This window comes from Colwellia sp. MB3u-45 (assembly GCF_014077005.1).
Taxonomy (GTDB): domain Bacteria; phylum Pseudomonadota; class Gammaproteobacteria; order Enterobacterales; family Alteromonadaceae; genus Cognaticolwellia.
In genome coordinates this window covers 1-14,774 of the sequence record NZ_JACGVC010000037.1, presented here as the reverse complement: position 1 = coordinate 14,774, position 14,774 = coordinate 1, and the positions used below count along the sequence as shown (strand labels likewise).

The 14,774-nt window shown below is 40.0% G+C and carries 14 protein-coding genes; 6 read left to right on the top strand and 8 right to left on the bottom strand.

Annotated features, from left to right (window positions below):
* Positions 1-19: 19 nt before the first annotated feature.
* The 8 genes from H4J41_RS02350 to H4J41_RS02315 all read right to left on the bottom strand — a co-directional run bounded on the left by H4J41_RS02350 (position 20) and on the right by H4J41_RS02315 (position 7,366).
* Positions 20-1,087 (bottom strand): lytic transglycosylase domain-containing protein, encoded by a 1,068-nt coding sequence (locus H4J41_RS02350; protein ID WP_182136369.1) that lies wholly within the window; start codon positions 1,085-1,087, stop codon positions 20-22.
* Complete coding sequence (locus tag H4J41_RS02345; RefSeq protein WP_182136368.1) at positions 1,087-1,386, bottom strand: YcgL domain-containing protein; 300 nt, start codon at positions 1,384-1,386, stop codon at positions 1,087-1,089. The genes H4J41_RS02350 and H4J41_RS02345 overlap by 1 nt, the downstream gene beginning before the upstream one ends.
* Before the next feature lie 177 nt (positions 1,387-1,563).
* Positions 1,564-2,715: a ribonuclease D gene (rnd, locus tag H4J41_RS02340; RefSeq protein ID WP_310649800.1), complete on the bottom strand. Its 1,152-nt coding sequence runs from the start codon at positions 2,713-2,715 to the stop codon at positions 1,564-1,566.
* Positions 2,716-3,095: 380 nt separating this feature from the next.
* A complete protein-coding gene (gene rluB / locus H4J41_RS02335) occupies positions 3,096-3,956 on the bottom strand; it encodes a 23S rRNA pseudouridine(2605) synthase RluB (protein WP_182136367.1) in 861 nt (286 codons plus the stop codon).
* A 146-nt stretch (positions 3,957-4,102) separates the two neighbouring features.
* The gene (scpB, locus tag H4J41_RS02330; RefSeq protein WP_182136366.1) at positions 4,103-4,666 is read right to left on the bottom strand and encodes an SMC-Scp complex subunit ScpB; all 564 of its coding nucleotides are present in this window, start codon (positions 4,664-4,666) and stop codon (positions 4,103-4,105) included.
* An 86-nt stretch (positions 4,667-4,752) separates the two neighbouring features.
* Positions 4,753-5,625, bottom strand: coding sequence for a ScpA family protein (locus H4J41_RS02325; protein WP_182136365.1), 873 nt, complete (start codon positions 5,623-5,625; stop codon positions 4,753-4,755).
* A 98-nt stretch (positions 5,626-5,723) separates the two neighbouring features.
* Positions 5,724-6,344, bottom strand: coding sequence for an L-threonylcarbamoyladenylate synthase (locus H4J41_RS02320; protein WP_182136364.1), 621 nt, complete (start codon positions 6,342-6,344; stop codon positions 5,724-5,726).
* A gap of 131 nt (positions 6,345-6,475) precedes the next feature.
* Complete coding sequence (locus H4J41_RS02315; protein ID WP_220460844.1) at positions 6,476-7,366, bottom strand: RNase RNM; 891 nt, start codon at positions 7,364-7,366, stop codon at positions 6,476-6,478.
* A gap of 364 nt (positions 7,367-7,730) precedes the next feature.
* Between H4J41_RS02315 and H4J41_RS02310 the strand changes: the two genes are divergently transcribed.
* From H4J41_RS02310 to trpA, 6 genes are read left to right on the top strand one after another with little or no spacing between them, the layout of a single operon-like run.
* Entirely contained in the window at positions 7,731-9,494 is a 1,764-nt protein-coding gene (locus H4J41_RS02310; RefSeq protein WP_182136363.1) for an anthranilate synthase component 1, read from the top strand.
* Positions 9,491-10,201, top strand: coding sequence for an aminodeoxychorismate/anthranilate synthase component II (locus tag H4J41_RS02305; protein WP_182136362.1), 711 nt, complete (start codon positions 9,491-9,493; stop codon positions 10,199-10,201). Before H4J41_RS02310 ends, H4J41_RS02305 begins: the two co-directional genes overlap by 4 nt.
* Positions 10,202-10,250: 49 nt before the next feature.
* Positions 10,251-11,288, top strand: coding sequence for an anthranilate phosphoribosyltransferase (gene trpD, locus H4J41_RS02300; RefSeq protein WP_182136414.1), 1,038 nt, complete (start codon positions 10,251-10,253; stop codon positions 11,286-11,288).
* A complete protein-coding gene (gene trpCF, locus H4J41_RS02295) occupies positions 11,288-12,676 on the top strand; it encodes a bifunctional indole-3-glycerol-phosphate synthase TrpC/phosphoribosylanthranilate isomerase TrpF (protein WP_182136361.1) in 1,389 nt (462 codons plus the stop codon). The genes trpD and trpCF overlap by 1 nt, the downstream gene beginning before the upstream one ends.
* A 1-nt stretch (position 12,677) precedes the next feature.
* A complete protein-coding gene (trpB, locus tag H4J41_RS02290) occupies positions 12,678-13,925 on the top strand; it encodes a tryptophan synthase subunit beta (RefSeq protein ID WP_182136360.1) in 1,248 nt (415 codons plus the stop codon).
* Positions 13,925-14,752, top strand: coding sequence for a tryptophan synthase subunit alpha (gene trpA / locus H4J41_RS02285; RefSeq protein ID WP_182136359.1), 828 nt, complete (start codon positions 13,925-13,927; stop codon positions 14,750-14,752). Before trpB ends, trpA begins: the two co-directional genes overlap by 1 nt.
* Positions 14,753-14,774 lie beyond the last annotated feature (22 nt).

The following is a 14,774-nucleotide window of genomic DNA, read 5'->3' as shown; positions in this document are numbered from 1 at the left end:
ACTTTATTTTTAATACTTTTTATTGAATAGGTGGATATTTAATCTGATCTGATAAATGTCCAACTGAACTAACAAAGTAATAAGATAAATTCCAATGCATCAAGCTTTTATAGTTGCTGTAAGCCAAATAAGCACGGCCTTTTTCGTCATCAGGAAAAACTAAGGCGGCTTTAATATCAACGACAGGTAAGTTAGTACCGTCGCTGCGTCGAATGCCTAAAGCTTGCCACTGTGCCAAGGTTTTTTCACTTTTAGCCCAAGCTTTTAGCCAGTTTTTGCGACCGCCAGTATTTTTAGGAATAGCTAACGAGTTATCAAAACCACTGGGTAGTTTAACTTGGCGGCCCCAAGTAAGTTGATCACTCCAGCCTTGTTTTTTCAAATAATTTGCCATTGAAGCAAAGACATCAGCTTGGTTAGCCCAAATATCTTTTTTGCCATCGCCATCACCATCAACGGCATAGCCGACAAAAGAAGTGGGTATAAACTGATTTTGCCCCATAGCACCGGCCCAAGAGCCTTTCATATTGGCGCTATCAATATGGCCCTCTTTTAATATTTGTAACGCGGCCCAAAGCTGCTTTTTAAAGAAGACTTCGCGGCGTCCTTCATAGGCTAAAGTTGATAACGCAGAAATAACATTATAGTTACCCATTATTTTGCCAAAGTTAGTTTCTAGCCCCCAAAGCGCGACGATAAAACGCGGTTGCACACCGTATTCTGCCGCTACTTTTTTTAGCAGCACTTCGTGTTCTTTATATTTTGCTCTAGCACGCTTTATTTTCCAATCGGGTAAGCGTTTTGGCAAATAAGTATCAAGTGTTTCAACCGTTTCAGGCTGATTGCGATCAGCTTTTACCGCACGTTGATGAAATACAACATTAGCAAAAGCTTCATCAATTAACGCTTGCTCAAAGCCCTTAGCTAGCGCCTCTTGCTTGAGCTTAACAATATATTGCTCAAAGCTGACTTTAATTTCTGAGCTTGTCGCGGCTTTGTCAGCAGCAAAACTAGTTTGTGAACATAAGGCTAAACAAAGTGAAAGTAATAATATTTTTACTGATTTTATCGCGTTGATAGAGCGCATTATGATTGTTCTCCTTGACTATCATCACTACCTTGCATATTAACTTTGTGCGCTTTTAACATATCTTCTTCCTGCGGCGTTAGTTGCAAGTAATAACCTTGTTTGGCTAAACTTACTTTTACTTTATCAAGGTCAGAAAAGCCCAGCTTCACTTTTGTTGCAAGGTTAAGCACAGTAACCATCACGGGCTTACCAAACATTTTCATTAAGGCTTCAGGCACATCAGAAAAATCATCTCGTTTATTAATAAAAAGATAGGTTTGTACTTTTTTGGAACTTTTATAAACACTACACAGCATAATGGAGACCTATGATTAAAAATGGGTTATGAAAGCATGCTAACTTGACTTTATCTTAGCAAACTTTGAGTAAAGTTATCATTACAAGACGACAGCGTCTTTACTTGTTATATGATGCTCTACTGAGCGTAATTCAAGCAGCAGTTAAGCGCAATTTATACCTAACTGATACTTAAGTTATTGAAAGTCATTCTCAACAAATGCGAGCAATTTATCACCTAACAAGGGCTTACGCCAACCGCGCATAATATCCACCATGTTGGGATTGTTCTCTGCATCATTGAGCTTAAAATGCCAAGAAAGAAATTGATTTATTTGTTTTTTAGACGCTAAGTTCTCTGTCAATAAGTTGGTTTGTGTACTTAATTCGTTAATATAATTTTTAACTTTTTTAAAGTTCTGTTTATATCCAGGATATTCGTCAAGACGAGTTATTTGCTTAGGTAATTTAATATCTTGTGCTTCAGCTACACGTTTTAATACCGTCAGCATAGCATTACCTTTATGGCGAATATCAAGTAATTCAACACCTTCAATGCTCGACATAGCACCGACATTACTGGGGTTAATTTGCGCTAAGGCTAATAAGGTATGATCTTTAGCAATAAAGCCAATGGGGCGATCTTTTAGTTTAGCTTGTTGATAGCGCCAAATGGTTAATTGCTGCAGTCGATAAAGTTGCGGTGGGTTTAAACGCCAAGCCATTTTAACATTGAGATACAACTGGCTTTCATCAATAGCTTTAAACTTACGTTCAACCATGACATCACTTTCTTCTTTTACTGCCGCCAGCCAACCCGACTGTTCAATATCTGCCATTAATCTAGGCATAATATCAAACAAGTGTTCAACATCAGCCGCCGCGTAACTCAGTTGCTTTTGTGTTAGCGGCCTTTTCATCCAATCGGCTCTAGATTCAGACTTGTCCACTTCTATACCCGTGTAATGCGCGATCATAGCGGCATAGCCCATGGATATGCCATGACCTAAAAATGACATGATAATTTGGCTGTCAATTAAGTTTAAAGGCTGACAATTACCTGCGGTAAGAAAAACTTCAAGATCTTCAGAGCAGGCATGCAGCACTTTTTGCACATTCGGATTTTCAAGTAATTGCCAAAAAGGCGATAAGTCTGGTAAAGCGACTGGGTCAATTAAGGCTAAGGTTTTACCGTCGTTTATTTGAATCAGCCCTAATTTTGGATAGAGCGTTCGTGTACGCACAAACTCAGTATCAATAGCAAGTACACTTGCTTGGGAATAGCGTTGACAAACTAGATGTAATTGCTCAGAGTATTCGACATAAATTCTTTCAAGAGTTGCTTGCACGTAATATCCTATATAAACCAAATACTAAGAAAATCGCTTGTTGTTACATTGAAACGTTAACAGCGGGTAATGGGAAGTTGCATTATACCAATTTGACTCATTAAGTTTGACTCATTAAATCATCAGCTGACTCATCAGGAAAAATGGATAAATACGAGGCCTAAAATTTAGTCAGTAGCTTTTCATTTTAACCATTAAAAATAAGCAGATAATTAATCAACTTGGTCTTTAGCGTACCATAGCTTATTTTCTCATTGTTTTCTAACGATTGCTAAGATGATATTTAATAGCTCAGCACAAATAAAAATGACAAGTTCGAGAGTTAATTGAACTTGTCATTTTTTTCAGCACTAACTTTCAGCACTAGCATAGTACGATTTTTAACGTTTACGTCTAGTGGCTTGTTTGCTGCGGTGTTGATGTTTTTTCACTGAGCGACGAATTCTGCGACTTTTCGCGTTATCCATGGCTTTTTCGTCAACCTTAACTTTACTTTGTATTTCAGGCGCTAAATCAACCAGTGTTCTGTAGTAGTTAACATCTTTTAAGTTTAATTCTGTCCAACCACCTAAAGGTAACTGACGCTTCATTTCCATGTCACCGTAGCGAACACGGATCAAGCGACTTACTTGTACATCTTGGCTTTCCCACAAACGACGAACTTCACGGTTACGTCCTTCAGATAGCACAACATGGAACCAATGGTTACGACCTTCACCACCTCGGTAAGTGATTTTTTGAAACTTCGCCGTGCCATCTTCTAGTTTAACGCCATGGCGCAAGGTTTGTAACATAGCTTCATTAACGTCACCAAATATACGTACAGCATATTCACGTTCAACCTGTTTTGAAGGATGCATTAAACGATTGGCAAGCTCACCATCAGTGGTAAAAAGTAACATGCCTGAGGTGTTAATATCCAAACGACCTACCGCAACCCAACGACTACCATCTAACTTAGGTAAACGGTCAAATACTGTTGGGCGACCTTCGGGATCTTTGCGGGTACACATTTCACCTTCTGGCTTGTTGTACATCAGTACCCGGCAAAAGTCTTCTTCTAATGCCTTAAGCTTAATTTGATGGCCATCAACTCGAATAAGTTCATTGCCTTCAACACGATCGCCTAAATAAGCGGTTTTACCTTCAACACTCACACGACCAGCGCTAATGTAGGTTTCCATTTCACGACGTGAACCAGCACCTGCTCGTGCTAATACTTTTTGTAATTTTTCAGACATAGGTCTTAACTCTCTTACGTCAGTAACTTCACAGATAACAGGGTATAAAACCGGCTACTATTACGTCTCTGTCTCTTTAAGTTTAGGGTAAATAACCCCGGTGTTTAGTTTTTCTAATGGTAATTATAGCTAAAGTGTTAAACACCTTAACGAGTAAAGTCTGCCATCGGCATTAGCTCTGGCAATTGGTCGAGTGATGTTAGCGAAAAGTAATCAAGAAATTCTTGCGTACTTGCATACAATACAGGTCGACCTGGCACTTCCTTATGACCTACAGTTTTAATCCAATTTCTTTCCGTTAATGTCTTAATGATTTGACTACTAACACCAACACCGCGAATGTCTTCTATTTCACCACGAGTTATCGGTTGTTTATAAGCAATTAACGCTAATGTTTCTAAAATAGCACGTGAGTATTTCGGTGCTCTTTCTTTATATAAATGCGCTAAATCATCACTAAGCTCTGTCGGTGTTTGAAAACGATAGCCTGAGGCTACTTTATTAAGTTCAACACCACGGCCTTTATATTGGGCCTGAATGGCAATGATTATATCACGAATACGAAGATTACTAATACGATATTCAATTAAAAAATCACGTTTAAGTAATTGCACTGACAACGGCTTATCGGCAATAAATAATGCAGCTTCAACCAAGCGTTGTAGCTTGGCATCGTCGATGTCTTTGTGGCGTATTTTATCGGTTATCATTGCGGCTAATCTCGCCCTTAATTCTTTTATAAGTTCTATTATAAATTCGGTTACAAATTTTGCTATAAGTTCTGCTGCAGGTTTTGCTAGAGCTGAGCATGCCGAGGAAGACAAACGTGTATTTCACCATAAACTTGCGTTTGAACACACTCAATCAACGACTCTTTGATGAGTTCAAGAATGGCTAAAAATGTTACCACAACACCTTGCTTACCCTCTTTCACGGTAAATAAGTCGCTAAAATTTCGATAAGCTTGCTCATTTTTAGTCTGTGTAAGCGTTGCCAAAATATCTGCCATACGCTCTCTAGTCGATAATGACTCTTTATGAATATGATGATGTTCATAAGCTTGGGTGCGTTTTATGACACCTTGCAGGGCCGTTACTAACTCAGCTAAATCCACTTGGTTATTAAGTATTTCAGGGACAAAATTTTCGGCTAATTCGACATTGGCAACAAAGTTATCTCGGTCAACTCGCGGTAATTCATCGAGGTTTTCAGCCGCTTTTTTGATCACTTCATATGCTTGCAATTTTCTAACCAATTCGGCTCTTGGATCGCCCTCATCTTCTGTAACCGCTTGTTTGGGTAATAATAAGCGTGATTTAATTTCGGCTAAAATTGCTGCCATAAGCAAATATTCAGCGGCTAGTTCCAACTTAATATCTTTCATTAAATCGACATAAGCCATATATTGCGTGGTAATAGGGAAAATAGGTAAATCTAGAATATCAAATTTTTGTTTGCGAATTAAATACAGTAAAAGATCGAGCGGCCCTTCAAACAACTCTAGAATAACTTCTAAAGCGTCAGGGGGAATAAATAAATCTTGTGGTTTTTCAATGATGGCCTCACCGCGTAACAAGGCAAAGGGTAATACTTGCTGCAACATAACACCAGACGCTGGACTATTACCTTGGGTAATCTTATTAGATAATTTATCTGTACTATCGGGCATCAGTAGCTTTCAACATTAAAAATTTTTGTTTCATAGATCAGCAAGTAAAGGCTCATATTCAAAAGATCATGGCTAATCGTTAATTATGCTAAGCCGTTTTATTGAAACGGTGTTGGATCGCCTTCACCAAAACGAATGATTTCAACTTCATCATTAGAAAAATCAATCACAGTGGTTGGCTTTTCGCCCAAATGCCCACCATTCATAATCAAGTCAACTTGGTGTTCTAAAATATCGCGGATATGCTCAGGGTCAAATTCTGCGGTTGCATCACCGGGCATGATCAAGGTAGTCGACATGATTGGCTCACCTAATTCAGCTAATAATGCTTGGGCAATATTATTGTCAGGTACGCGGATACCAATAGTTTTACGCTTTGGATTTAATAACCGTTTAGGGACTTCCTTGGAGCCTTTAAAAATAAAGGTATAAGGCCCTGGGGTATTATTTTTCAGCAAACGAAAAACACTGTTTTCAACACGAGTATATTCTGACAATTCTGATAAGTCGCTGCACATTAAGGTAAAATTATGATCTTTATTAATATCTCTAATATTACAGATTCGATCTAAGGCTTTTTTATCACCGATATGACAGCCTAAAGCGTAACCAGAGTCGGTTGGATACACAATGACGCCACCTTGGCGAATAATGGCCGCCGCTTGTTTCATTAAACGACCTTGCGGGTTATCAGGGTGAACATAAAAAAACTGACTCATAATGAGCTCCAACTAAATAACAGGTTTATCATAAAAGGTGGCGTTAAATTAAGTGATTAATTAAACTGACCTGTGACTAAAATTTCTCACGTACTTTAAAGTGATTAACTACCAACGACTAAAATAGACGATTAACTCATTGCTTGTGTTTGCCAAAGTTGCCAAATAGGTTTGGCCTGCTCAGGCATCACTAAATTTCGCCCTAAGTCACTCCAGCGACTTGGTTGATGAAAGTCAGATCCCATCGAAGCATGTAAATCATATTCTGCACAATAGCTTAACATTATTTTACGCTGTTCGTTGTTCATCTGCGGTAAAACCACTTCTAAGCCATCACCTTGTGCCGCTTTAAAATCAACAATTAAACGCCGTAACCATTTAGCGGTTAAGTCGTACCGGATCGGATGCGCCATCACAGCAACACCACCCGCAGCATGAATAACGGTTACGGCTTCTTCGATACTGCACCAATTTGGATTAACATAAGCCCGCTGACCTTTACCAATATATTTATCAAAGGCTGATTGCATTTTACTCACAATACCGCGGTGCAAAAGTACTTTAGCAAAATGTGCTCGGGTAATAGAGCCTTCACCCGCTAATGCTTTAGCTTGACTATAAACGTCGTTAAAACCGCACTTGGTTAATTTTTCGCCCATCGAAATAGCGCGCGCTTCTCGACGTTGCTGTTGTGCTGAAATTAACGTCTGCAATGCCTCGTGCTCAGTATTAATATTTAAACCAACGATATGAATTTCAAAACCCTGCCATTGCGTCGATATTTCAATGCCATCAATCAAAGTTAATGGAATATTTTTGTCTATAATAGTTTGTTTTGCACTATCAAGACCTTTAACTGTATCGTGATCTGTGATGGCTAATACGTCAATTTGAAAGTTAACTGCCCGTTCTATTAGCTCTTTTGGCGTTAATGCGCCATCAGAGCAATTAGTATGGCTGTGCAGATCAACGCGCAAGTTTGAAAAATCTTTCTCATTTGTAGAATCAGTAGTTGACATCATTACGTGAATCGGTTCTTCTATAGGGACTTAAAACTGCTTAAAACAAGTGCAAGTCGCTAATTAGGCAAGTGAATAACAACGATTTTACTGAGATAAAACAGATAATGATACAAGTAAAAAAAACTATTTCTTTGATTTGGTGGTGGCATAACTCTAGATAACTGGGTTGTGATGTTTACTTGTACGTAAAAACTTCGAAAACCCGCACCCTATTGCGGGTTTTTTGTTTTTAAAATTTTGAATTAATTAACATAACAAGAGAATAACTATGTTGCGCATTAAAGGTAAACGTTGGTTCTTATGGTGGCTTCTGCCTATTTACGCTGGATGACCTTTTTTAAATAGATTATTTGTAGGAATACCCATGAGCAATACCCAAGAAAGTAACACCGAAAAAACAACCGAACAAAACACCAAAGCAAATACTGAAACAAATACTAAAAATATACCGTTACAAACTGCACACGACCATCAAGAGTCTGGTGCTGTAGTTACTATTACTGATACCTTAAGTTATCAAAGTGACCCACTTGCGGTCTTTCACACGCTTTGCGCTGACAAAGAAAACACCCTGTTACTAGAGTCAGCGGAAATTGATAAAAAGCATCAATTGAAAAGTTTACTGCTCACCGATACCGCGGTTAAAATTGTTTGTAATGGTCATATAGTCAGCTTTACTGCCTTAAGTAAAAACGGCGAAAATGCGCTTAGCTTTGCTAAACAAGCCTTAGCATCAGTCGCGTCAATTACCGGTGACAACCAGGCTTTCACCGCAAGTTTTGCACAAGTAACTGAACAACTTGATGAACGTTCACGCCTACTGGCTGTTAACCCATTTCAAAGTTTGCGCTTGTTTAATCAACTGAAAAACATCAACAAACACCCGTTCGCAGTATTTCTTGGTGGCGCCTTTGCATTCGATATGATGGCCATAAGTGAATCGTTGCCCGAGGTTGAGGATAGCGAAAACTCCTGTCCTGATTTTGTTTATTACCTAGCAGAAACTCTGATTATTATTGATCATGAAAAACGCTCAAGTGAAGTAATTACTAACCAATTTACCGGCACAGGTTATGAAACAGCCAAAACAGCGGCATTAGCTAGAATCAAACAAATAAAAGCCAGTTTATGTACTGATATAACAGCGACATTTGAGCTTAAAGCTCCAGACATTAATTCCACAGTCAGTGCAAGTCAGGATAATACACTAAAATGTGACATCGACGATGACGCTTTTTGCCAGATAGTGGATGACTTAAAAGAGAACATTTTAGCCGGTGATATTTTTCAGGTAGTTCCCTCTCGCACCTTTAGCCTGATTTGCTCAAATAACCTTAATGCTTATAAAGCTTTAAAACAGAGTAATCCAAGTCCTTACATGTTTTATTTGCAAGATAGTGAATTTTGTATTTTTGGTGCTTCTCCAGAGTCAGCGCTTAAATATCAACAAAGTAACAGACAAGTAGAAATTTACCCTATTGCCGGTACTCGTCCACGGGGGTTTAATCCTGATGGCAGCTTATCACCCGACTTGGATAGCCGTATCGAATTAGACTTACGATTAGACAAAAAAGAATTAGCCGAGCACATTATGTTGGTTGATTTAGCCCGTAATGACATTGCACGCGTTAGCCAACCTGGCACTCGTCACGTAGCTGAATTATTAAAGGTTGATCGGTATTCCCATGTCATGCATTTGGTTTCTCGTGTCTGCGGTACGTTAGAAGATGAATTAGACGCGCTGCATGCTTATCAAGCTTGTATGAATATGGGCACCTTATCAGGCGCACCCAAAGTAAAAGCAACCTCATTGATACGTGAAGTTGAAGGCAAGCGCCGTGGTAGTTATGGCGGAGCCGTGGGTTATTTAACGGGTGAAGGTGATATGGATACCTGCATTGTTATTCGCTCAGCATTTGTAAAAAATAAGCGCGCACAAATTCAAGCCGGTGCCGGCGTAGTTTTTGATTCTGATCCGCAATCAGAAACCAACGAAACCCGACAAAAAGCGCAAGCGGTGATTAGCGCGATTAAAGAGGCAGAAGGTAAAGTATTGATAATTTCTCATCAAAAAAGGCCTGCAACGATAGTAAATAGCGAAACATTACAGCCGGAGGTTAAATCATGAAATCATCTGATGTTGTAACAGACGCTTTACCAGAGTCTCTTCCAGAGATAGTTATGCTAGATAATCTTGACTCGTTCACCTATAACCTAGTGGATGAATTTCGTTGTTTGGGCTATCAGCACACCATTTATCGCAATACCTTAAGTGCTGACTTTATTTTTAAAAAGCTGCAAGAGAAACAGCAAAGCAACAGCGCAGGTGTTATTCTTGTACTGTCACCTGGGCCTGGCGACCCAACACATGCCGGTTGTTTAATGGCGTTACTAACACTTTGCGCGGGAACATTCCCTATACTGGGTATTTGCTTGGGACATCAGGCATTAATTCAACATTATGGCGGCGTTATAGCGCGCGCACCTGAAGTCGTGCATGGTAAATCATCAAACATCATCCACAACCAATTAGGCGCTTTCAACAATATTGCTAGCCCTTTACCTGTGGCGCGTTATCATTCGCTGGTTGCGAGTGTTATGCCTAAACAATTAACTATGACCGCACAGGTGAGTTTACTGCACAACAATGAAGAAGTTATTTTACCTATGGCCATTGAACATAGCACGGATGCCGCCATTGGCTTTCAGTTTCATCCTGAATCGATACTTACCACATTTGGCACCAATTTATTAGCACAAAGCCTACGTCATTTATCAGCTTTAGCGAATAAAAACCTTTATAAAGCACAGGGGAATACTCATGAAAACCACTGAACTTAGTAGCACAGCTTTACAAAATGCTCAGGCAGTAAGTAACGATGACATGACTCATAGTGCACTTAATACCTTAGTTGACGGTCATTCATTAACGCAACAGCAAAGCCAAAATGTATTTGAACAGGTGATCAACGGCCATGTTGCCCCTGAACGATTAGCCGCGATACTGACTGCATTAAAAATAAAAGGTGAAACACCGGCTGAAATTGCCGGCGCTGCTATCGCTATTCGCGCAAATGCTACCGCTTTTCCAAGCCAAACCAACAGCGTTGCTGATTGTGTGGGTACTGGTGGTGACGGTGCAAATACCATTAACATCTCCACCACAGCAGCTATTTTAGCAGCGGCTTGTGGTTTGAAAATGGCCAAACATGGTAATCGAAGTGTTTCGAGTATGTCGGGCTCTGCTGATTTACTAGAAGCCTTAGGTGTTAACTTAACCATGTCACCTGAAGTGGCTAGTCAATGTTTGGCACAAGCCAATATCTGCTTTTTATATGCACCGGCTTACCATAGTGGCTTTAAACATGCTGCTCCTGTTCGTAAAGCCATGGCGATTAGAACACTGTTTAATATTTTAGGCCCATTAGTCAACCCTGCAAAACCGGATGTTATGTTACTCGGCGTTTATATCCCTGAGTTAATTAACCCGATAGCTCAAGCCTTATTACTCACAGGTGTTAAGCGCGCATGGGTAGTGCACGGTAGCGGCTTAGATGAAATAGCCTTACACGGAAAAACAAAGGTTACTGAGATCAATCATGGTGAGTTAGTTGAAAAAGAAATCTCACCCACAGACTTTGGTCTGAAAAATTATACCTTGGCTGATATTAAAGGTGGAACACCACAAGAAAATGCCGATATTATTCAAGCCATATTGGCCGGTAAAGGCCAAGAAGCTCACAATAGTGCAGTGGTAATTAACTGCGCGGCGCTACTTTATTTACATCGTGAGCAATTAAATGGTCAGGCAGATACCTTATTATTAGCGGCGCAACATGCTGAGCAAGTGTTGGCCTCTGGCGCCGCAACAAAAACCTTAGCAGATTTAGTTCGACTATCAAATTCCGGAGCAGCAGCATAATGAGTAACATTCTTGAGCAAATCGTCGCTAATCGACGTATTGAGATAGCACAACTAAAACAAGACCTGCCTTTAGCCAGCTTTATTGATGACTTAACGCCATCAAAAAAAGACATGTATCAGGCATTAACACGCACAGCAGAAAAACCCTACGCAGGCTTTATTTTAGAATGTAAAAAAGCTTCTCCGTCAAAAGGAATAATTAGAGCGGATTTTAATGCTGGTGAAATTGGCGTTATTTATGATAAGTATGCCGCCGCGATTTCAGTACTGACCGAACATAAATATTTTCAAGGCGACTTTAGTTATCTGAAAACAGTGAGTGACTTGGTGAGCTGCCCAGTACTGAATAAAGATTTTTTCTTCGACACCTATCAAGTTTATTTGGCAAGACACTATGGTGCTGACGCCATATTATTGATGTTAAGTGTACTAAATGATGAAGAATATAATGAACTAGCAGCGGTTGCTCGGTCATTAAATTTAGCCATTTTAACAGAAGTGTCTGATGAAGAAGAATGCCAGCGCGCCATTACCTTAAACGCAAAACTTATTGGTATTAATAATCGTAATTTACGTGATCTTTCTACCGATATTTCACGTACCTTTGACTTAGCACCCACACTACCGGATGATCGTATCGTTATTTCTGAGTCGGGCATTTATCACAACGCACAAGTAAGAGAACTTGCGCCTGCCGTTGATGGCTTTTTAGTCGGTAGCTCTGTCATGGCTCAAGACGATATTGACCTAGCTTGTCGACAATTGATATTTGGTCACAATAAAGTCTGCGGCTTAACCCGCCCAGAGCATGCAAGTTTTGCTATTGATGCGGGGGCAGAATTTGGTGGCCTTATTTTTGCTGAAAAATCACCTCGATGTATCGATAAAGCTCAAGCAAAAGCCATTATTAACCAAAACCCAAGCATGAAGTATGTTGGCGTTTTTGTTAATCATCCTCAGGAAAAGGTGCTTGAATTAGCGCATGACTTACAACTTAGTGCTGTGCAGTTACATGGCCAAGAAAGCCAAGAATACATTGATAACTTGCGGGAAAAACTGGCCAGTAATTGTCAAATATTTAAAGCATTAGCTGTTGAGCAAACGGTGCCAACACTAGCAAAAAATGTTGACCATATTGTGCTTGACGGTAAATGTGCCGGTAGTGGAGAAACTTTTAATTGGCAAGCGTTAACTGATAGTGAGCAAGACTTATCAACTTGCTTTTTAGCCGGTGGATTAGCACTCGATAATATCACCCAAGCTTGTCAGCAAATGACCAATCAAGAATTATTTGGCTTAGATATCAACTCAGGTGTTGAATCAAGCCCGGGCATTAAATGTCGCGATAAACTTCAACAAGTTTTCGCCAAAATACGGAATTATTAACATGTTAAAAGCAACAACTGAAAATCAGGTTAAAAAAACCTTACCCGCCTACTTTGGTGAGTTTGGTGGTATGTTTGTCGGTGAATTACTAGTGCCCGCTTTAGAAGAGCTTGAACAAGCTTTTATTGAATCACAAACTGATGAAGCTTTTTTACAAGAGTTCAATAAACTACTAACAAGTTATGCTGGCCGCCCAACACCATTATCCTTGTGCCGCAATATTGTTAAAAACCCATTAGTTAAAATGTACTTAAAACGTGAAGATTTACTCCATGGTGGTGCCCATAAAACTAATCAAGTTTTAGGACAAGCTTTATTAGCAAAACGCATGGGTAAAACTGAAATAATTGCTGAAACAGGCGCTGGACAGCATGGTGTTGCTACCGCTATAGCTTGCTCATTATTAGGCTTGAAATGTAGAGTTTACATGGGCGCTGTAGATTGTCAGCGTCAACAACCTAATGTATTTCGCATGCAATTAATGGGGGCTGAAGTTATACCCGTAACAGCGGGCAGCGGCACGCTTAAAGATGCGGTGAATGAAGCCTTGCGAGACTGGTCAGCTAATTATGAAAACGCGCACTACTTATTAGGTACTGCTGCGGGTCCTCATCCGTTCCCAACCATTGTGCGTGAGTTTCAAAAAATGATTGGTGAAGAGGCTAAGCAGCAATTACTGGCTGAAGAAGGTCGATTACCCGATTACGTTATTGCCTGTGTTGGCGGTGGCTCAAATGCTATTGGTATGTTTCAAGACTTCATCGGTGATGAAGGTGTAAAACTTATTGGCGTTGAAGCTGGCGGCAAGGGTACTGATACTTCGCTCCATGGTGCAACTTTGGTGGCTGGCACTAAAGGTATGTTACATGGTAACTATACTTATATTATGCAAGACAAAGTTGGGCAAATTGAAGAGTCTTACTCTGTATCAGCTGGCCTTGACTACCCTGCTGTTGGTCCACAACATGCACAATTGAAAGATTCTGGTCGTGCACAATATGTTGCCATAAACGACGATGAAGCGTTAGAAGCATTTCAATTACTCGCACGTAGTGAAGGTATCATTCCCGCATTAGAACCTTCTCATGCCTTAGCCTACGCCTTAAAATTAGCCGAGCAAGCGACCGAAGAAACCATCATCTTGCTTAACTTATCAGGTCGAGGTGATAAAGATTTAGCCCATGTAAATGCGATTATATCGCCTGAGACTGCCGAAAAAAGTACAGTAAAACATCGAGGAGAAGCATAATGAAGCAAGCAACTGAAATTGGCAGTCGTTATGACCAAACCTTTGCAAAATTAGCCAAAAAAAATGAAGGGGCTTTTATCCCTTTTGTGATCATTGGCGACCCCAATGCTGAGCAATCTTTTGCTGTAATTAAAACACTGATTGATGCTGGCGCTGATGCTTTAGAACTGGGTATGCCGTTTTCGGATCCCAGTGCTGACGGTATTGTCATTCAAATGGCAGCATTACGGTCATTAAAAGCCAATACTAATACTGATGTTTGTTTAGATATTTTAGCCAAGGTTCGTGCCTATGCACCTGATATACCGATTGGCTTGTTACTTTATGGCAACTTAGTCTTTGCCCGTGGCATCAACAATTTTTATCGTGATGTAGCCACGGCAGGTGTTGATTCAGTACTTATTGCCGATTTACCAATACGTGAAAGTGAGCCTTTTAGACAAGCCGCCATAGCCAATGGTGTTGCCCCTATTTTTATCGCGCCACCTAATGCTAGCGAAGCCACCTTAGAAAAAGTTGCACAATATGGCGCTGGTTATACTTATGTTTTGAGTCGAGTGGGTGTTACAGGCACAGAAACCGAAGCAGAAATGACCGGTCATAAACTTATTCATATTTTGGAGAAATACCAAGCGGCACCAGCGGTTATGGGCTTTGGTATATCAAAACCTGAACAAGTAAAAGCCGCCTTAGCAACAGGTGCAAGAGGGGCTATTAGTGGCTCTGCCGTTGTTAAAGTCATTGAAAAAAACCTTGATGATAACGATAATATGCTTAAAGAGTTAACGCAATTTATTAGTGCAATGAAACTGGCTACTAAGCTGTAAGTTAAGAGTTAGAAGTTAGAAG